This is a genomic window from Rhizobium altiplani (assembly GCF_001542405.1).
GTDB classification, from domain to species: domain Bacteria; phylum Pseudomonadota; class Alphaproteobacteria; order Rhizobiales; family Rhizobiaceae; genus Rhizobium; species Rhizobium altiplani.
In genome coordinates, this window is record NZ_LNCD01000140.1 from 21,460 (window position 1) to 37,005 (window position 15,546).

The following is a 15,546-nucleotide window of genomic DNA, read 5'->3' on the forward strand; positions in this document are numbered from 1 at the left end:
AAAGAAAATCGGATCCAATGATGGAACAAGAACTCGAAACGGCGATCGGCCTTCGCATCCGCAGACTGCGGATCGAGCGGAATTTGACGCTGGAAGACCTGGCCAACGCCTCCGGCGTCAGCCGGGCGATGATCTCCCGCATCGAGCGCGGCGAAGCGAGCCCGACGGCCCCGCTCCTCGCCAGGGTTTGCGCAGCGCTCGGCCTGTCGCTGTCGGCCTTCTTTGCCGAGGACGGCGAGGTCTCGCCGCTGTCGCGCCGTCAGGACCAGCAGGTCTGGCGGGATCCGGAGACCGGTTACGTCAGGCGCTCCGTCTCGCCGCCGGGAGCCGCTTCGTCTGTCGATATCGTCGATGTCGAATTCCCGCCAGGCGGTCGCGTTAGTTTCCCGCCGCACGCGGCCAGCAACGGCATGACACAGCATGTCTGGCTGTTCGATGGCGAAATGGAAATGACGACGGGCGACACCGTCTACCGACTGCTGCCTGGCGACTGCCTGTTCATGCCGGTCGGCGAAGGCCATGTTTTTCATAACCCCGGCAACATTCCCGCCCGCTATTGCGTCGTACTCGATCGGCGCGGGCGCTAATTCATTTCAGGAGAAAAAGTGATGACAGCTACGATCCGCCTTCTTGATGCGGCAGAAGCCCATGCGGCGATCCCCGACCTCTGCGACGTGCTGACCGATTGCGTCAACGGCGGCGCCTCGGTCGGCTTCATGCAGCCTTATGGCAACGCGGATGCCGAGCCTTACTGGCAGGGCGTCGCCGATGCCGTCGCGTCCGGTGCAACGCTGCTCCTCGTGGCGGAGATCGACGGCAGAGCCGTTGGCACGGTGCAGGTCGGTGCCGCACAGATGCCGAATCAGCCGCATCGCGGCGATCTGAAGAAGCTGTTGGTGCATCGCTTGGCCCGGGGCAAGGGCCTTGCACGTCTGCTGATGGATGCTGCGGAACGAGAAGCCGCCGTCCGCGGCAAGACGCTCCTCGTGCTTGACACGGCAACCGGCAGCGATGCCGAGGCGATCTACCCCAGGCTGGGCTGGGAGCGGGTCGGTGTCATCCCGGATTATGCGCTGTGGCCGGAGGGCGGCCTCTGCGCCACCACATTTTTCTACAAGCGTGTCGCCTGAAGTGGCGCTCAGGCGGGTTTGGCCTGGGGCGCGTCGAGTGCTGGATTGTAGAACAGCGACAGCGTCAGGCTCTTGGCGATGCGTTCAGCGGTCGTCATGAACCAGGCCTTGGCCTCAGGGTTCGGCGCGATATCGCTGAGCGTCGCGGAAAACAGTGCCAGCCATTGCGGGAAGAGATCGGGCGTCAGGTTCGCGACGCCCGTGTGCGCCTGCACCGGCTTGCCGCCATAAGCGCCGTTGCGAAAGGCAATTGATGACCAGAAGCTCTTCATCTTCTGCATATGGTCGGGCCAGCGGCCGGAAAGCCGGGCATCAAACACGGGTCCAAGCGTCGCATGCTGCAGCACACGGGCGTAGAACGTCTCGACCAACCGATCGATGAACGCCTCGTCGACGCCCATCGCCGTCATCTCGGCTTCGGCACGCTCGCGTATGGCGGCGACATGTGCCGCGCGGCCCTGAATTTCTGTATCCATCGTCAACTCCGGCGCGTCGCAATCCGCGACAGCGCTCATATAGGCCATCTGCGTCTCGAGATGAAGGGACCGCGACGCAAGGCAGCATTGCGCGTCAGTAGCCGCTTCTGTCTTCGCTTCGGGGATCGTCCGCCATCCTCTCGCGATAGATATCACCCTGTCGCGCCTTGAGCCGCCACGGTCGGGCCTTCTGCAGCGGAATGTCGTATGCCGGGTCGTCTCGGTTCAACACCGCGGTTGCCAGGCCTGGTTCGGGAGTGGCAGCACACTGCGCCACCCATTTTCCATCCGGGCCGATGATGCTGGCCGGCCCCTTGGCGGCCTTCTGCGCCGGCGTTGCAGCGCCGATCCAGATGCAGTTCAGCCCCGCATGCGCGCGCAGCGCAATCTGGAAATATTCGGGAATGCCATAGGAGGAGAAGAACACGGCATCGACGCCGAGATTGGCATACTCCTGGAATACCTCCGGAAACGTAGCTTCGATGCAGATCGCGCAACCGAATCGGTAGCCGTTGATATCGAAAGTGATCGGCGCGGTGCCGGGAGAGTACCAGCCGCCAAGTTCGCTGTTTGACAGAAACCTCTTGTCATAGCGGGTAAGCAGCGCTCCGGTTTCGGAAAAGACATACAGGCTGTTGTGCGGGGGGTAGCCCTCTGCCAGCCGATGTGCTCCGCCGACAACCGCAAAGATGCGAAGATCACCACAGAGATCGGCGATTGCCCGAAGCTCGGCCTCCTGCTGCCGCCAATCGAAGCTGGCCCAGTCCTCGGGATGCAGGATCTGCGATTTCGAATATCCCGACAGTGCGCCTTCGCAGAAATTGATGACCCGCGCGCCATCAGCAGCGGTAGCCGCAATCATGCTCCGGATTGTTCGGCCATTCGCGGTAATGTCAGGCGAAACGATGGTCTGTGCTGCGGCTATCTTCAACGGCGCACCTCTCGCGATTCGGCCCGCATTTTTCAACTATTCGACGCTATTTGGAACCGCAAATTGGCGACGATGAAGGTGCACGGGGCGAAGCGCGTTAAGGGGCGCCGACAGCGCGCAGCACGCCGATCAGCGCCTTTCCATCGGTGAAATAGGGATCGCCGCCACCGTTGCGGCCGGTCCTCGTGGCGCCGATGCCCGCGATCTCGTAAGTCGACGACAATTGCCCGGCTGCCTGAAGATCGCCGATAACAAGATCTCGCTCAGCGTCGACATCAGGCGCGATGTGATGGGTGATCTGGCCGGTATCGTGGCTGAAGCCTACCCCGCGATCAAAACTCGCCGATCCAAGCCACAGCGGTTGCCCATCTGCACCGCTGTTCTTGGTTTGCCAGAAACGGACGTGGTGGCGCTCGTCGGCGCTCTTGCCCACGGCCTTTTCAAATGCCAGATCCTGCTGGCGGCCCTCGAACAGCAATGGGCTCACGGGAGCGTCGAGGTCGGGCCGATCGAGCACGACGCTCAAGCCGATTTCGGCTGATGTCCGCAGCGTGATCTTGTCGGCCGGGTCCCACCCAGCCGATGCAAACGCCCGAAGCACGTTCTCCTTCGAACCGACGAGCCCAACATTGATGGGGTCGCCGGGAATATCCTGCTTGGTGGTCGTCACCATTGGACCGAATTCCGCAATACGGCTGGCGTCGCGATGGATCCATATTTCGGGAATGAGGAAATAAGTGACAAGCAGATAGGCGACCAACAAGACCGCCACACCGCCGATCGCCATCCGTGTTTTCGTCAAACGTCTCATCGAAGTCCCCCCAACCTCGGCGTCATCATACGATTCTCCGGTCATGTGGCCAACATCCAGGTGCGCACCCATGCATCATCGGCATCCCGACTACACCCGCACCCTTGCCATCCGGCCCCGTTGCGCTTAGCTCTCGGGCACCACGAATCCGGATATCGAATGCCGCACAAGGTCTCCCTGTCCCGTCTCAAGCTGACCGACTTTCGCAACTACGCGTCTGTCTCGCTGTCGCTCGACGGTCGGCATGTGGTGCTGACGGGGGACAATGGCGCCGGCAAGACCAATCTGATGGAGGCCGTATCCTTCCTGTCGCCTGGCCGCGGCCTGCGTCGTGCCACCTATGGTGATGTCACCCGTGTCGGTGCGACGGCCGGATTTTCGATCTTCGCGGAGCTCGATGGCATGGACGGCGAGGTGGAAATCGGCACGGGTGTCGATATCACCGACGACAGCATTTCCCGCCGCCTGCGGATCAACGGCACGCCTGCAAAGTCGGCCGATGAACTGACCGACCATCTCCGTCTCCTGTGGCTGACGCCCTCGATGGATGGCCTCTTCACCGGTGGTTCGTCCGAGCGCCGCCGTTTCCTTGATCGGCTCGTGCTGTCGCTCGATCCGGCCCATGGCCGCCGTGCCAGCGATTTTGAACGCGCCATGCGCAGCCGCAACAAGCTGCTCGACGAGCGTCGCTTCGATCCCGCCTGGCTCTCCGGCCTCGAGCAGCAGATGGCAAGCCTCGGCATTGCCATGGCGATGGCACGCGAGGAGATGCTCGGTCTTCTTGCCCGCCTGATCGACGAGACGCACGAAACCTCGCCCTTTCCTGCCGCAACGCTGGAGCTCGCCGGCTTTATGGATGGTCAGTTCTCGCGCCCCGCCGTTGATCTTGAGGATGACTATTCGGCTATGCTTGCCGAGAGCCGCTACCGCGATGCCGCGGCCGGCCGCACGCTCGACGGCCCCCATCGCGCAGATCTGCTTGTCCGCCACCGGCAAAAGCAGATGGAAGCATCGCGCTGTTCCACCGGCGAGCAGAAGGCGCTGCTGGTCGGACTGATTCTTGCCCATGCCCGTCTGGTCGCCAATCTCACGGGCCATGCGCCGATTCTCTTGCTTGATGAGATTGCCGCGCATCTCGACGAAGGCAGGCGTGCTGCGCTCTTCGACCTCATTGACGCGCTCGGCGGCCAGGCCTTCATGACAGGCACGGACTGCGCCATGTTTTCCGCTCTCGGCGAGCGCGCGCAATTCTTCACCGTTGCCGATGGAAAGGTTTTCGAATGACCGATGCCGCTTCCCCCTCAACCAAAGGCCATGCTAGCATCGCGCCCATGGAACCGCTCAGCCCGGAAGAAATCGCGCGATATCAGCGCCATATCCTGCTTCCCGAGATCGGTGGCGCAGGCCAGCAGAAACTGAAATCCGCCCGCATGCTTGTCATCGGTGCCGGTGGGCTGGGAGCGCCGGTCCTGCAATATCTCGCAGCCGCCGGCGTCGGCACGCTCGGTATCGCCGATGACGACCGCGTTTCGCTTTCCAACCTGCAGCGGCAGGTGATCCACGATTCCGGCACGATCGGCGAACTGAAGACGCAGAGTGCCGCCTTCGCGATTGCAAGGTTGAACCCGCACGTCAACGTGATCCGCTTCGAAGAGCGCTTCTCGCCTGACACGGCGCGCCGCCATCTCTCAGGCTTCGATCTGCTGATCGACGGCTCCGACAATTTTGATACGCGCTATACGGCGGCCGACGCTGCCGAGACTGCGCAAATCCCCTTGGTGACAGGCGCGGTTGGTCGCTTCGATGGCTCCGTCACAGTGCTCAAGCCCTACGAGACGGCGGAGGATGGCACACCGAACCCAACCTATCGCGATCTCTTCCCCGAGAAGCCGCCGGCTGGTCTGATCCCGGCCTGTGCGGAGACCGGCATCATCGGTGCGCTGACCGGCGTGATCGGCACGCTGATGGCAATGGAAGCGATCAAGCTCGTCACCGGCACGGGCGAACCGCTGATTGGACGGCTGCTGCTCTATGATGCGCTTGCCGCCCGCTTCGACACGATCCGCTACAAGAGGCGTCGCCAGAAACAGAGCCCGGCGTCATGAACATCATTCGGATCGATGAAGACTTTCAACGCTGGGAGGAGTTGCTGGCGCTAGTCCTGTCGTCGTTCGCCTATATGAACGACCGGATCGATCCGCCATCCTCCGCCTTGAAGCTCACGCCGACGACGCTTGCCGATAAGGCGCGTTCTGAAATCGCCTATGCGGCAATGGAAGGCGATGCTTTATGTGGCTGCGTCTTTCTGCGACCAGAAGAAGCCTGCCTCTATGTCGGCAAGCTGGCGATCGCGCCCGACGCGCAGGGCCGGGGTATCGGCCGTCGGCTGCTGGCGGTCTCGGAAGAGGTGGCGCGGTCCCACTCCCTGCCATCACTGAGGCTCGAAACGCGCATCGAGCTTGTCGAAAACCACGATGTCTTTATCCGCTGGGGATTTGAGAAGACCGCTGAAAATGCCCATCCCGGATTCACCAGGACGACATCGATCGAGATGCGCAAGCCTGTTCCGGCCTAGCGGCCCGGCAGCACGCGGTTCGGCGGGCGATGGCCATCGATAAAGGTGCGGATGTTGATGATCACCTTGTCGCCCATGTCGATGCGGCCTTCGATCGTCGCCGAGCTCATGTGCGGCAGAAGTACGACCTTGCCTTCATTTGCGAGCTTGACGAGCTTCGGATTGACCGCCGGTTCATTCTCGAAGACGTCGAGACCGGCGCCCGCCAGCTTTCCCTCCCGCAGACTCTTGATCAGTGCCGCTTCGTCGATCACGTCGCCGCGGGCGGTGTTGACGAGGTAGGCCGTCGGCTGCAGCAGCGCCAGACGGCGGGCCGACAACAGATGGAACGTTGCCGGTGTCGAGGGGCAATTGACAGAAACGATGTCGACGCGGGCGAGCATCTGGTCGAGGCTCTCCCAGTAGGTCGCCTCCAGCTCATCTTCGGTCGCCGGGTTGACGCGCTTGCGGTTGTGATAGTGGATCGAGAGGCCGAAAGCCTTGGCGCGGCGCGCAACGGCGGTGCCGATCCGCCCCATGCCGACGATGCCGATGCGCTTGCCGTGGATCCGTCGCCCGAGCATCCAGGTTGGCGACCAGCCGGGCCACTCGCCGGGATGGTCGGTCAGCACCCGCGCGCCTTCACCCAAGCGGCGCGGAACGGCGAGGATCAGCGCCATGGTCATGTCGGCGGTGTCTTCGGTCAGCACGTTCGGCGTATTGGTGACGGTGATGCCTTTGCGAGCCGCCGCCTCGACGTCGATGTGATCGGTGCCGTTCGAGAAGCTGGCGATCAATTTCAGCTGCGGCCCGGCCTCCTCGATCACCGTGGCATCGATCCGGTCGGTGACGGTCGGAACGAGCACGTCGGCGCTTTTGACGGCGGCGATCAGCTCGGCTTTGGAGCGCGGTGCATCGTCGATATTGAGTTCCGCGTCGAAGAGTTCGCGCATGCGCGTCTCGACCGCATCGGGCAGCTTCCGCGTGATGTAGACCTTCGGTTTTTTCTTCGTCGTCATGTGCGCCGGCGCTAACTTGTTCAGAGGTCCTTAACCAAGACGCGGGATAATTTTCCCGTTCCGGGGAATTTCTACCAGACCCGCGCGCGAAGACAAACAAAACTCGCTCAGCGTGCGCAGGAATGTCGAATTCCCGGAATCAGGCAGCAGTCCTGCCCTCCTCTGAGCAAACGGAAGTCCCATGCATAGCAAAGTCCTGAAATCTTGCCTCGCCCTTGCGATCGGTTTCGTGCTTTCTGCGGGAACGGCTGAAATGGCCTCCGCACAGGCGGCAAAGGGACCGAGTGGCCTGCCGCTGCCGCGCTTCGTCACGCTCAAGTCCAAGCGCGTCAACCTGCGCATCGGCCCTGGCACCGACTATGCGGCCTCATGGATGTATCTGAAGGCCGGCCTGCCGGTCGAAATCATTCAGGAATACGACAACTGGCGCCAGATCCGCGATGCCGACGGCACCGAGGGTTGGGTCAACCAATCGCTGTTGTCGGGCTCGCGTGCGGCAATCGCCGCCCCATGGATGAAGGGCAAGGGTAAGTCTGTCTACGTCAACATGCGCCGCGATGCCCAGCCGTCGGCAAGCGTCGTCGCCAAGCTCGAGCCCGGCGTCATGATGAACATCGGCGAGTGCAATGGCGACTGGTGCTTTGCCAAGATAGACGGCGCCGAAGGATGGGTGGCGCAGTCGGAAATCTGGGGCGCTTATCCAGGCGAAGCCTTTAAATAAGGTTCGCCTGCTTGCCGGCCTCGGCCAGCGACTTCATCGGCCGCGGGCCGATCTGCTGGATCACGATGCCAGCCGCGAGGCAGCCGAGCTTGCCGCAGTCTTCCAGCGTCCGACCCTGTGTGTAGCCATAGAGGAAGCCGGCGGCAAAGAGATCGCCCGCGCCTGTGGTGTCGACCAGTTCCCTGATCTTGATCGCATCCACGTAGAAGCGCTCGCTGCCCTTGAGAATCACGGCGCCGTTCTCGCTCATCGTTACGGCCGCGATCTTGCAGTCCTTGGCGATAAGGATCAGCGCTTCTTCGAAGTCGTCGGTTTCATAGAGCGCCAGCGCTTCCTGACGATTGGCGAAGACGATGTCGACGGTGCCGGAGCGCATCAGGTCGAGGAATTCGCCGCGATAGCGGTTGACGCAGAAGCTGTCGGAAAGCGTCATCGACATCTCACGGCCGTTCTCGTGGGCGATACGGGCGCATTCGCGGATCGCTTCCTTGGCGCGCGGCGGATCCCAGAGGTAGCCTTCGAAATAGGTGACCTTGGACTGGGCGACGACCTCGGCCTCGACGTCTTCGGGCCCGAGCTCGACGCAGGCGCCGAGGTAGGTATTCATCGAGCGTTCGCCGTCTTCGGTGACAAAGATCATCGAGCGCGCGGTCGGCGGGAATGTCCCCTTCGGCTGTGTCTGATAGTGAACACCCTGCGCATGGATATCGTGCGCGAAGATTTCGCCGAGCTGGTCTTCCGCGACCTTGCCGAAATAGGCGGCCTTGCCGCCGAAGCTCGCCACACCCGCGGCCGTGTTGCCGGCGCTGCCGCCGGAAGCCTCCACCGCCGGTCCCATGCGCGCATAGAGAAGTTCTGCGCGCTCGGCATCGATGAGGTTCATCGCGGCCTTGGTGATCTCATTGTCAATGAGGAACTGGTCGTCGCAACGCGCGATGATATCGACGATCGCGTTGCCGACAGTCAGAACATCGAATTTGGTCATGAAAGGGAAGGTCCCGGGTTAGGTGATAGCCGGTGACCGGTCTTAGCGAATTTTCGCCGCATGGAAAGCGGAAATGCCGCTGGGCCGTCTATCTCATCGCAAAAATGCACTGTGACGGGTCAAATGTCGCCGGCCGCCCCCCGTGACCGCGGCGTTCAAAAGGCGCGTCTCAAGCAGCGGCAGCATAGATCAGGTCGGGCTTTACGAGCCACTCGTTCTTGCGCAAGGCAGTGACATCGAGCCTGCCACGTCGATCGCGACGGGCAATTCCAACGAAACGATAGCGGCTGCCCCTGGTGTCGACTACGCGAGCGGGGATCGGTGTGCCGTCGATATGGCCGATAACCGGTCCGTCGGAACGTGCGCCATTGAGGAAGAAATACTCATGGGGGAGGTTCCTGCTTACCATCCTACTATCTTTCGTCGTTTGGTCGTGTGCCCTGCGCAACCTCGCGGGCGCGCTTTTCGCCGTCGGGGCTGGCTTTCTCCAAATGAAAGTCGCTTTTTGATGGCGACCCTGGAAAAAGACGACGTGTTTTCTTGATCTCCACGACAAATGGCTTCCATTGGGGATGCATGTACGTTTCCTGCTGGTTGGCAAACAGGTCACGTGAATATGCCCTCGACGGGCGGCCGGGGTTCGTGACCTCTCGTCACAGGATGCGGACAAAGCCATAGCCGTTCCATTCGGACGACGGGCCTCCGACATTAGAATCTCATATCATCTGATAAGGGCGCATGGCCGACGGCGGCGAGCTAGTGTTCGATCTGCTGCTCTGCCACGGTGCTGGCGATGATCTGATCGGAACCCTTTGCATAGAGCGGGAGCGTCAAGGTGATCGCCTCGCTGCGCCCGTTGATGGTGGCGGTATATCGCTTGTAAACGCGATCCTGCCCTTGCTCTTCACCCGCCGAGACAGCGTTCACCTTCTCGACCAGCGCTTTCTCGAAAACATCCGCGTCGACGTCCCCCAGTGCCACCGTGCAGCCTTCGACGGTTTTGCCGCCGACATCCGCCCGCGAGACCACCAGCGCTTGAAAGCTCTCAGCTTCGCCGCCGCTGACGATCCATCCTTCCAGCGCTTCCGGATTCTCCATCGGGGTGAAGGTCAGCGCCATATCCTCTGCCATCGAAGGCCATTCGTCGGCTTTCGCACGCTCAGCCGTGCGCTCGAAGTCCGGGCCAGAAGAAACGCAGCTGTCGTAAAAAAATGAAAGTTTGGAACTCGCGTCATCGGCAAATGATGGCCCGGCGGCAAAGAGAATGACGAGGCCGGCAGCCAAAGTACGCTTCATGTCGTCTCCGAGCGGCGGAGTCAGTGCGGCCCTTCGGCCGCACTGACCGTTTTCAAACTTGCCGGACATTGTCGGCAGACGTTCTGCCGGTTCGACGGTCCTGAGCGACTTCGAACGCTATGCCCATTCCTTCTTTCACGGTGTCGATCCCGCCTCGTTGAGCGGCCGTGATGTGAAGAAAGACGTCGGTACCGCCGTCATCCGGAGTGATGAATCCGAAGCCCTTGTCCTGGTTGAACCACTTGACTTTACCTGTTGGCAAAATTTACCCCCATGTTGGTCTCCCCAGCCGGCATCGGACATCGCACGATTTTGCCCGTGGGCACAAGAGCATTTGAAAATACAGCGGGACACCGCGTTGCTCTGGTGGCCGTGGCCGACTTCTGAGCTTGCGCATGCCAAGACGACACGGTTGCGTCCCACCTATACGCGTGCGGCTGGTGGTCCCTCGCATTTCATATAGCGGGAATCCGTCATCCGCATGTCATTTCCCCGTCCTATAAGCATCCTCAACGACATTGGCATGAGCGGCTTCCGAGCGGCAGCCAATGAAGAAGGGAATGACGCCCTTCGACGATACCGGAGTGACGCTGACCACGGATGAACTGGCAGCATTTCAGACCGGCTATCCGGCAGGACCGGATGCGGAAAAGCGGGCAGAGCCCGCTTTTTTTGCTTTTATGCTTTGCCGGTTTGTCATCACGGCCGTTTTGCTGCTAGGCATGCTTATTCCCTCGCAAGGCAGCCGCATTGAATGTCAGCCATCATCTTCGACGTCCTTCCCATCTTTATCATGATCCTTATCGGCTGGCTGACCGTGAAACTACGGCTGATGAAGGCGGAGATCGGCGATGCGCTGAGCGAGTTCGTCTTCAAGATCGCCGTGCCGCTGTTGTTGTTCCGCACGATCGCCAACGCCGATTTTCACGGTGCCTCGCCCTTCCGTCTCTGGATCGCCTATTTCTCGGGCGTCGGAGTGACTTGGGTCGCGGCCCATATCGCCGCGACGCGCTTCTTCGGGCGCGATGACCGCATTGGCGTGCTTGCCGGTGTATCGTCAGCCTTCGCCAACACCATCTTCATCGGACTGCCGCTCGTTCAGCGCACGGTCGGTGACAAGGGGCTCGTGCCGCTCTCGATTCTGATCGCGGTCCATCTGCCTGTGATGATGATTATCGGAACCATCCTGATGGAGCGCGCCGAGCACAAGATCGCCGGCAAGAAGGAGCGCAGCATCGCCAAAGTGGTGCGCCAGATCGCCCACAATCTCGTCAAAAACCCGCTGGTGATCGGCTTGGCCGGCGGTGCTGCCATGCACCTGTTAGGGCTCACCATGCCGGGACCGGTAGGCGCCATAATCGATCAGATCGCCGGTGTCGCCGGGCCGGTCGCGCTGATTTCGCTCGGCATGGCGCTTGAGAAATACGGCATTTCAGGCAACGCCGGCATCGCCAGCGTCACCTCCGCCTTCAAGTTGTTGCTGTTGCCGGCCTGCGTCTGGGCGGCGAGCCATCTGGTCGGGCTTGCCAGTGACTGGACGGCGGCCCTGGTGCTGATTTCGTCGGTTCCAACGGGCGTCAACGCCTGGCTGATCGCCAACCGTTTCGGTGTCGGCCACAGCCTGGCAGCTTCGACGATCACGCTAACGACGGCGCTTGGCGCCATCTCCGTTTCGTTCTGGGCCTTTTTGCTCGGCGGCTAGGCAAAGAAAAAGCCCGGCGCCAGCCGGGCTTCGATTTTCGTCTGGAACCGAGCAGCTACTTACTGCGTCGCGCTATCCGGTGCGTTCGGATCCGGAAGCGGAACCGGCGAATCGGCCAGCGTGTGAAGGTAAAGGATGACGTTGGCGCGATCCGTGTCCTTCGGGAGACCGGCAAAGCCCATTGCCGTGCCGGCAACGTACTTCTTCGGTGCTGCCAGGAAGTGGTTCAGATGATCGAAGGTCCACTTCTCGCTGCCGCCCTTGGAGAAGTCCTTCATGCCCGACGAGTAGGCAAAGCCTTCATGCGTGGCGATCGGACGATCGACGAGACCGAAGAGGTTCGGACCAACCTTGTTCGGTCCCCCCTTGGTCGCGTCATGACAGGCCTGACACTTCTTGAAAACAGCCTCGCCAGCCTTGGCGTCCGCCTTTGCAAGTAGCTGTGCGATCGGAACGGCTGCAGCCGGTGCGGCCTCGCCGCCACCAGCGGCAGCGGCCTCTTCGGCGACGATCGCGAAACCTTCCTTCTCCGGGCTCTCCGAATGAAAGATTCCCTCCGACGCGATGGAGACGGTCATCAGAACGAAAACCGTTCCGAGCAGTGCCCCCACAGCCATATTCACGTATGAATTCATCTGCAATGCTCCCCTTGCAGCCGGCAGACATAAAACCGGACCATCTTGAAATCGCGCGGAACCTATGTCTTTTGGCTATTCGTTGCAACAGTCTAAATGGCCTGTTGCGTGAGACTTTTTGACACCTTTCCGCCCGGATTAGAAGGCCCGAACAATGACCAGTCCAAATTTAGATGACGTGCTCGTGCTGATCCCGGCCCGCATGGCATCGACCCGTCTTCCAGGCAAGCCGCTCGCCGATATTTGCGGGCTGCCGATGATCGTGCAGGTGGCGCTGCGGGCGAAGGAAGCCGAAATTGGCCGCGTCGTTGTCGCGGTTGATGACCAACAGGTCCATGATGTCGTGGCCGCGGCAGGCTTTGAAGTCATCATGACCAGCAAGGACCATCAGTCCGGTTCGGATCGCATTTACGAGGCGCTCATGAAGGTGGATCCGGAGGGGAAAGCCAAGTTCGTCGTCAACGTGCAGGGCGATCTGCCGACGATCGAGCCGGAAACCGTTCGCGCCGCGCTGCGCCCGCTGGAGGATCCGAGCGTCGACATCGCAACACTGACGATCGAGATCGAGGACGAGGCCGACAAGACGGCACCGCATATCGTCAAGGTCGTCGGCTCGCCGATCTCGGAAAGCCGCCTGAAGGCGCTCTACTTCACCCGCACGACGGCACCCTACGGTGATGGACCGCTTTATCACCATATCGGCCTCTATGCTTACCGCCGCTCGGCCTTGGAGCGTTTCGTTACGCTCGGACCATCGGTCTTGGAAAAGCGCGAGTCGCTGGAGCAGCTGCGCGCGCTGGAAGCCGGCATGCGCATCGATGTCGAGATCGTTGACACGGTTCCGCTCGGTGTCGATACTCCCGCCGACCTTGAAAAGGCGCGGCGCATTCTCTCCGCAAGAACGAAGTGACGGATTTTCCATGAACATCACCACCAACAGGATCGCCTTCCAGGGCGAGTTCGGCGCGAACTCCGACATGGCGTGCCGTGACATGTTTCCGACCATGGAGCCGCTGCCGTGCCAGACGTTCGAGGATGCCTTCGTGGCGGTCGAGAACGGCGATGCCGATATCGGAATGATCCCGATCGAGAACACGATCGCTGGCCGCGTCGCCGACATTCATCACTTGCTGCCGGAGTCGCGCCTGCACATCATCGGCGAGTATTTCATGCCGATCCGCTTCCAGTTGATGGTGCTCCCGGGCGTCACCAAGGATGAGATCCGCACGGTTCACAGCCACATCCACGCCCTTGGGCAGTGCCGCAAGATCGTGCGTTCGCACGGCTGGAAGCCGGTGATCGCTGGCGACACGGCAGGTGCTGCAAAGCTCGTCATGGAAACCGGGGACCGCTCGATGGCGGCGCTGGCGCCGCGCCTTGCCGCCGATCTCTACGGTCTCGACATCGTTGCCGAGAATGTCGAGGACACGGAAAACAATGTCACCCGCTTCGTCATCCTTTCACGCGACGAGGAATGGGCGCATCGCGGCTCGGCCGAGGAGAAGCTCGTCACGACGTTTGTCTTCAACGTCCGAAACATCCCGGCCGCACTCTACAAGGCGCTTGGCGGCTTTGCGACCAACACCATCAACATGACCAAGCTGGAGAGCTATCAGCTCGGCGGCAAGTTCGTCGCAACGCAGTTCTATGCTGACATTGAGGGTCACCCGAACGATCCGAATGTCCGGCGTGCATTGGAGGAGCTGCGCTTCTTTTCCGAGAAGGTGCGCATCCTCGGCGTCTACAAGGGCCACCCAATGCGGGGCCAACTGCAGAAATGAAAAAGGGCGCCCTTCGGGCAGCGCCTTCGGGCGCCCTTTTCTTTGTGATTTACTTGTCCGGCTCACACACCCGCAGGCGATGGCCGTCCGGGTCGAGCACGACGAAGGTCGGGCCGAAATCCATGTCCGTAAGGTCCTGCGCGATCGGCAACTGGCGCTTGCGCCAATCCTCGTAAAGCGTCGACACGCCGTTCTCGCCGGGAACCATGAAGGCGATCTCGGCGCGGCTGCCCGTAGCGGACGGCTGCGGGGTAACCTTGCTCAGCCGCCAGAGGCCGAGCGTGAAGCCGCCATCAAGCGCGAAGGCGACAAAGTTCGGGGCTTCGGCGACAGGCTCTCGGCCGAGCAAGGACCGGTAGAAACCGGCACTTGTGGCCGGGTCCTTGACGTAGAGAATGATGAGGTTCGGGCTGTTCATCGGGTCGTCCTCGTTGTGACAGGGTGGCAGGCGAAGGAACGCCGCTGCCTCGTTGGCAGCGGCGGCGGTCGGTCATGCGTCTTGGGAGTTGTGTCGTGTGCGACTAGCCTTCGTGGCAGGGGCTGCCCCAATCGACGAAGCCGAGATCGCGTTTCTTCCACTCGGGCATGGTGTCCGGATCGAGGCGCGAACACCTGCGATGCGCCATCTGGCGCGACGCGTTCAGCATCATGCGCAGCAGCGTGGATTGCGGATATCCTGTATCGGAAGAGGTCTCGTCGACAGCATGGTTGCCGCGCGTAGATCGGCTCAGGTTCAGGGTCATCATCATCGGTCCTCCTATTGGATTGGTACCGATAATAGCGCTGACCACTGTCAGTTTATGGCAGTAGTGTCGCGGTCAGGATGCAATATCTTGCTGGCCTCGCCATTCCTTGAGCAGGACCGCGCGCCGGCGCGGATAACGGCCGTCCTGAGGGATCATTTCGACGATCCGGTCGGTGCGGAAGTGGCGGTAATCCTGACGCAATTCGCACCAGGCAACGACAACCCGCACCTGCTCGAAATAGCTCAGCGCGAAAGGCCAGATATTGCGGACGGAGACGGTTCCGCCCTCATCCGAGTAGGTCAACTTGAGGATTCGTTCGGCGCGAATCGCCTTGCGAATGGCACTGAGATCAGCCTTGTCGGCAACGGGCGGTCGGAGATGGACGAGCAGCGTCGAGGTCTCGATCTCGTCTCGCATCTCCTGCGGCAGCACGTCGGCGATCTTGGCGAGGGCATCGGCGCCGGCGGCGGCAAGGCGTGGATCGGCGGCACGCGCAACCCATCGCGAACCGAGGACGAGCGCCTCGATCTCGTCCTGCGAAAACATCATCGGTGGCAGCATGAAACCCGGCTTCAACACGTAGCCGAGACCTGGCTCTCCTTCGATCAAGGCGCCCTGTGCCTGCAGGCTCGAAATATCGCGATAAAGCGTGCGGATGCTGACGCCAGTTTCGGTGGCAAGCACAGCGCCGCTGACCGGCCGGCGATAGCGCCGCAGGGTTTGCAGCAACGTTAGAAGGCGTTCGGAGCGTGCCATGTC

22 protein-coding genes are annotated in these 15,546 nt (G+C 61.5%); 10 read left to right on the top strand and 12 right to left on the bottom strand.

Annotated features, from left to right (window positions below; translation table 11 throughout):
• Positions 1–20 precede the first annotated feature (20 nt).
• Positions 21–587: a helix-turn-helix domain-containing protein gene (locus AS026_RS35165; RefSeq protein ID WP_062375810.1), complete on the top strand. Its 567-nt coding sequence runs from the start codon at positions 21–23 to the stop codon at positions 585–587.
• Between the two features lie 21 nt (positions 588–608).
• Positions 609–1,130, top strand: coding sequence for a GNAT family N-acetyltransferase (locus AS026_RS35170; protein ID WP_062375530.1), 522 nt, complete (start codon positions 609–611; stop codon positions 1,128–1,130).
• Positions 1,131–1,138: 8 nt separating this feature from the next.
• On the opposite strand, the gene AS026_RS35175 is transcribed toward AS026_RS35170, so the two are convergent.
• The 3 genes from AS026_RS35175 to AS026_RS35185 all read right to left on the bottom strand — a co-directional run bounded on the left by AS026_RS35175 (position 1,139) and on the right by AS026_RS35185 (position 3,348).
• Positions 1,139–1,606 (bottom strand): group III truncated hemoglobin, encoded by a 468-nt coding sequence (locus AS026_RS35175; RefSeq protein WP_025659710.1) that lies wholly within the window; start codon positions 1,604–1,606, stop codon positions 1,139–1,141.
• A gap of 94 nt (positions 1,607–1,700) precedes the next feature.
• Positions 1,701–2,537, bottom strand: coding sequence for a carbon-nitrogen hydrolase family protein (locus AS026_RS35180; RefSeq protein WP_062375532.1), 837 nt, complete (start codon positions 2,535–2,537; stop codon positions 1,701–1,703).
• A gap of 97 nt (positions 2,538–2,634) precedes the next feature.
• Positions 2,635–3,348, bottom strand: coding sequence for an LssY C-terminal domain-containing protein (locus tag AS026_RS35185; RefSeq protein WP_025659712.1), 714 nt, complete (start codon positions 3,346–3,348; stop codon positions 2,635–2,637).
• A gap of 159 nt (positions 3,349–3,507) precedes the next feature.
• On the opposite strand from AS026_RS35185, the gene recF reads away from it, so the two are divergent.
• Genes recF through AS026_RS35200 form a run of 3 tightly spaced genes read left to right on the top strand, consistent with a single transcriptional unit; the run spans position 3,508 to position 5,923 of the window.
• Positions 3,508–4,632 carry a DNA replication/repair protein RecF gene (recF, locus tag AS026_RS35190; protein ID WP_062375535.1) on the top strand — a complete coding sequence of 375 codons (1,125 nt, stop codon included), beginning with the start codon at positions 3,508–3,510 and terminating at the stop codon, positions 4,630–4,632.
• Entirely contained in the window at positions 4,629–5,453 is an 825-nt protein-coding gene (locus AS026_RS35195) for a molybdopterin-synthase adenylyltransferase MoeB (protein WP_025659714.1), read from the top strand. Before recF ends, AS026_RS35195 begins: the two co-directional genes overlap by 4 nt.
• Positions 5,450–5,923 carry a GNAT family N-acetyltransferase gene (locus AS026_RS35200; RefSeq protein WP_025659715.1) on the top strand — a complete coding sequence of 158 codons (474 nt, stop codon included), beginning with the start codon at positions 5,450–5,452 and terminating at the stop codon, positions 5,921–5,923. Before AS026_RS35195 ends, AS026_RS35200 begins: the two co-directional genes overlap by 4 nt.
• Here the strand turns inward: AS026_RS35200 and AS026_RS35205 are convergent.
• Positions 5,920–6,921 carry a 2-hydroxyacid dehydrogenase gene (locus tag AS026_RS35205; protein ID WP_018859759.1) on the bottom strand — a complete coding sequence of 334 codons (1,002 nt, stop codon included), beginning with the start codon at positions 6,919–6,921 and terminating at the stop codon, positions 5,920–5,922. The genes AS026_RS35200 and AS026_RS35205 overlap by 4 nt on opposite strands.
• Before the next feature lie 181 nt (positions 6,922–7,102).
• Between AS026_RS35205 and AS026_RS35210 the strand changes: the two genes are divergently transcribed.
• Entirely contained in the window at positions 7,103–7,642 is a 540-nt protein-coding gene (locus tag AS026_RS35210) for an SH3 domain-containing protein (protein WP_018859760.1), read from the top strand.
• On the opposite strand, the gene AS026_RS35215 is transcribed toward AS026_RS35210, so the two are convergent.
• The 4 genes from AS026_RS35215 to AS026_RS35230 form a co-directional block, all read right to left on the bottom strand.
• Positions 7,635–8,627 carry an adenosine kinase gene (locus tag AS026_RS35215; RefSeq protein ID WP_062375537.1) on the bottom strand — a complete coding sequence of 331 codons (993 nt, stop codon included), beginning with the start codon at positions 8,625–8,627 and terminating at the stop codon, positions 7,635–7,637. The genes AS026_RS35210 and AS026_RS35215 overlap by 8 nt on opposite strands.
• Positions 8,628–8,796: 169 nt before the next feature.
• Entirely contained in the window at positions 8,797–9,036 is a 240-nt protein-coding gene (locus AS026_RS35220; protein WP_062375539.1) for a hypothetical protein, read from the bottom strand.
• Positions 9,037–9,383: 347 nt separating this feature from the next.
• A complete protein-coding gene (locus tag AS026_RS35225) occupies positions 9,384–9,923 on the bottom strand; it encodes a hypothetical protein (RefSeq protein ID WP_062375814.1) in 540 nt (179 codons plus the stop codon).
• 52 nt (positions 9,924–9,975) lie between these two features.
• Positions 9,976–10,185 (bottom strand): cold-shock protein, encoded by a 210-nt coding sequence (locus AS026_RS35230; RefSeq protein ID WP_018859764.1) that lies wholly within the window; start codon positions 10,183–10,185, stop codon positions 9,976–9,978.
• A 286-nt stretch (positions 10,186–10,471) separates the two neighbouring features.
• Between AS026_RS35230 and AS026_RS41835 the strand changes: the two genes are divergently transcribed.
• Positions 10,472–10,720 (top strand): hypothetical protein, encoded by a 249-nt coding sequence (locus AS026_RS41835; RefSeq protein ID WP_144443511.1) that lies wholly within the window; start codon positions 10,472–10,474, stop codon positions 10,718–10,720.
• Positions 10,678–11,625, top strand: coding sequence for an AEC family transporter (locus tag AS026_RS35235; RefSeq protein WP_018859765.1), 948 nt, complete (start codon positions 10,678–10,680; stop codon positions 11,623–11,625). Before AS026_RS41835 ends, AS026_RS35235 begins: the two co-directional genes overlap by 43 nt.
• Before the next feature lie 59 nt (positions 11,626–11,684).
• On the opposite strand, the gene AS026_RS35240 is transcribed toward AS026_RS35235, so the two are convergent.
• Positions 11,685–12,260: a c-type cytochrome gene (locus tag AS026_RS35240; RefSeq protein ID WP_018859766.1), complete on the bottom strand. Its 576-nt coding sequence runs from the start codon at positions 12,258–12,260 to the stop codon at positions 11,685–11,687.
• Positions 12,261–12,414: 154 nt separating this feature from the next.
• Here AS026_RS35240 and AS026_RS35245 point away from each other — a divergent pair, with 154 nt between their 5' ends.
• Both AS026_RS35245 and AS026_RS35250 read left to right on the top strand, forming a co-directional pair.
• Positions 12,415–13,170 carry a 3-deoxy-manno-octulosonate cytidylyltransferase gene (locus AS026_RS35245; protein WP_018859767.1) on the top strand — a complete coding sequence of 252 codons (756 nt, stop codon included), beginning with the start codon at positions 12,415–12,417 and terminating at the stop codon, positions 13,168–13,170.
• 10 nt (positions 13,171–13,180) lie between these two features.
• Positions 13,181–14,041, top strand: coding sequence for a prephenate dehydratase (locus AS026_RS35250; RefSeq protein WP_025659718.1), 861 nt, complete (start codon positions 13,181–13,183; stop codon positions 14,039–14,041).
• A gap of 49 nt (positions 14,042–14,090) precedes the next feature.
• On the opposite strand, the gene AS026_RS35255 is transcribed toward AS026_RS35250, so the two are convergent.
• The 3 genes from AS026_RS35255 to AS026_RS35265 all read right to left on the bottom strand — a co-directional run bounded on the left by AS026_RS35255 (position 14,091) and on the right by AS026_RS35265 (position 15,543).
• Positions 14,091–14,459 (bottom strand): VOC family protein, encoded by a 369-nt coding sequence (locus AS026_RS35255; RefSeq protein WP_018855404.1) that lies wholly within the window; start codon positions 14,457–14,459, stop codon positions 14,091–14,093.
• Between the two features lie 103 nt (positions 14,460–14,562).
• The gene (locus tag AS026_RS35260) at positions 14,563–14,790 is read right to left on the bottom strand and encodes a hypothetical protein (protein WP_062375540.1); all 228 of its coding nucleotides are present in this window, start codon (positions 14,788–14,790) and stop codon (positions 14,563–14,565) included.
• 69 nt (positions 14,791–14,859) lie between these two features.
• On the bottom strand, positions 14,860–15,543 hold the full coding sequence (locus AS026_RS35265) for a helix-turn-helix transcriptional regulator (RefSeq protein WP_062375541.1): 684 nt from the start codon (positions 15,541–15,543) through the stop codon (positions 14,860–14,862).
• Positions 15,544–15,546 lie beyond the last annotated feature (3 nt).

What these genes read in the sequence shown, in the direction of transcription:
- AS026_RS35165 (WP_062375810.1), top strand. Translation starts at nt 21, where the DNA reads ATGGAACAAGAACTCGAAACGGCGATCGGCCTTCGCATCCGCAGACTG.
- AS026_RS35170 (WP_062375530.1), top strand. Translation starts at nt 609, where the DNA reads ATGACAGCTACGATCCGCCTTCTTGATGCGGCAGAAGCCCATGCGGCG.
- AS026_RS35175 (WP_025659710.1), bottom strand. Translation starts at nt 1,606, where the DNA reads ATGGATACAGAAATTCAGGGCCGCGCGGCACATGTCGCCGCCATACGC.
- AS026_RS35185 (WP_025659712.1), bottom strand. Translation starts at nt 3,348, where the DNA reads ATGAGACGTTTGACGAAAACACGGATGGCGATCGGCGGTGTGGCGGTC.
- recF (WP_062375535.1), top strand. Translation starts at nt 3,508, where the DNA reads ATGCCGCACAAGGTCTCCCTGTCCCGTCTCAAGCTGACCGACTTTCGC.
- AS026_RS35195 (WP_025659714.1), top strand. Translation starts at nt 4,629, where the DNA reads ATGACCGATGCCGCTTCCCCCTCAACCAAAGGCCATGCTAGCATCGCG.
- AS026_RS35200 (WP_025659715.1), top strand. Translation starts at nt 5,450, where the DNA reads ATGAACATCATTCGGATCGATGAAGACTTTCAACGCTGGGAGGAGTTG.
- AS026_RS35205 (WP_018859759.1), bottom strand. Translation starts at nt 6,921, where the DNA reads ATGACGACGAAGAAAAAACCGAAGGTCTACATCACGCGGAAGCTGCCC.
- AS026_RS35210 (WP_018859760.1), top strand. Translation starts at nt 7,103, where the DNA reads ATGCATAGCAAAGTCCTGAAATCTTGCCTCGCCCTTGCGATCGGTTTC.
- AS026_RS35215 (WP_062375537.1), bottom strand. Translation starts at nt 8,627, where the DNA reads ATGACCAAATTCGATGTTCTGACTGTCGGCAACGCGATCGTCGATATC.
- AS026_RS35220 (WP_062375539.1), bottom strand. Translation starts at nt 9,036, where the DNA reads ATGGTAAGCAGGAACCTCCCCCATGAGTATTTCTTCCTCAATGGCGCA.
- AS026_RS35225 (WP_062375814.1), bottom strand. Translation starts at nt 9,923, where the DNA reads ATGAAGCGTACTTTGGCTGCCGGCCTCGTCATTCTCTTTGCCGCCGGG.
- AS026_RS41835 (WP_144443511.1), top strand. Translation starts at nt 10,472, where the DNA reads ATGAAGAAGGGAATGACGCCCTTCGACGATACCGGAGTGACGCTGACC.
- AS026_RS35235 (WP_018859765.1), top strand. Translation starts at nt 10,678, where the DNA reads ATGTCAGCCATCATCTTCGACGTCCTTCCCATCTTTATCATGATCCTT.
- AS026_RS35240 (WP_018859766.1), bottom strand. Translation starts at nt 12,260, where the DNA reads ATGAATTCATACGTGAATATGGCTGTGGGGGCACTGCTCGGAACGGTT.
- AS026_RS35245 (WP_018859767.1), top strand. Translation starts at nt 12,415, where the DNA reads ATGACCAGTCCAAATTTAGATGACGTGCTCGTGCTGATCCCGGCCCGC.
- AS026_RS35250 (WP_025659718.1), top strand. Translation starts at nt 13,181, where the DNA reads ATGAACATCACCACCAACAGGATCGCCTTCCAGGGCGAGTTCGGCGCG.
- AS026_RS35255 (WP_018855404.1), bottom strand. Translation starts at nt 14,459, where the DNA reads ATGAACAGCCCGAACCTCATCATTCTCTACGTCAAGGACCCGGCCACA.
- AS026_RS35260 (WP_062375540.1), bottom strand. Translation starts at nt 14,790, where the DNA reads ATGATGATGACCCTGAACCTGAGCCGATCTACGCGCGGCAACCATGCT.
- AS026_RS35265 (WP_062375541.1), bottom strand. Translation starts at nt 15,543, where the DNA reads ATGGCACGCTCCGAACGCCTTCTAACGTTGCTGCAAACCCTGCGGCGC.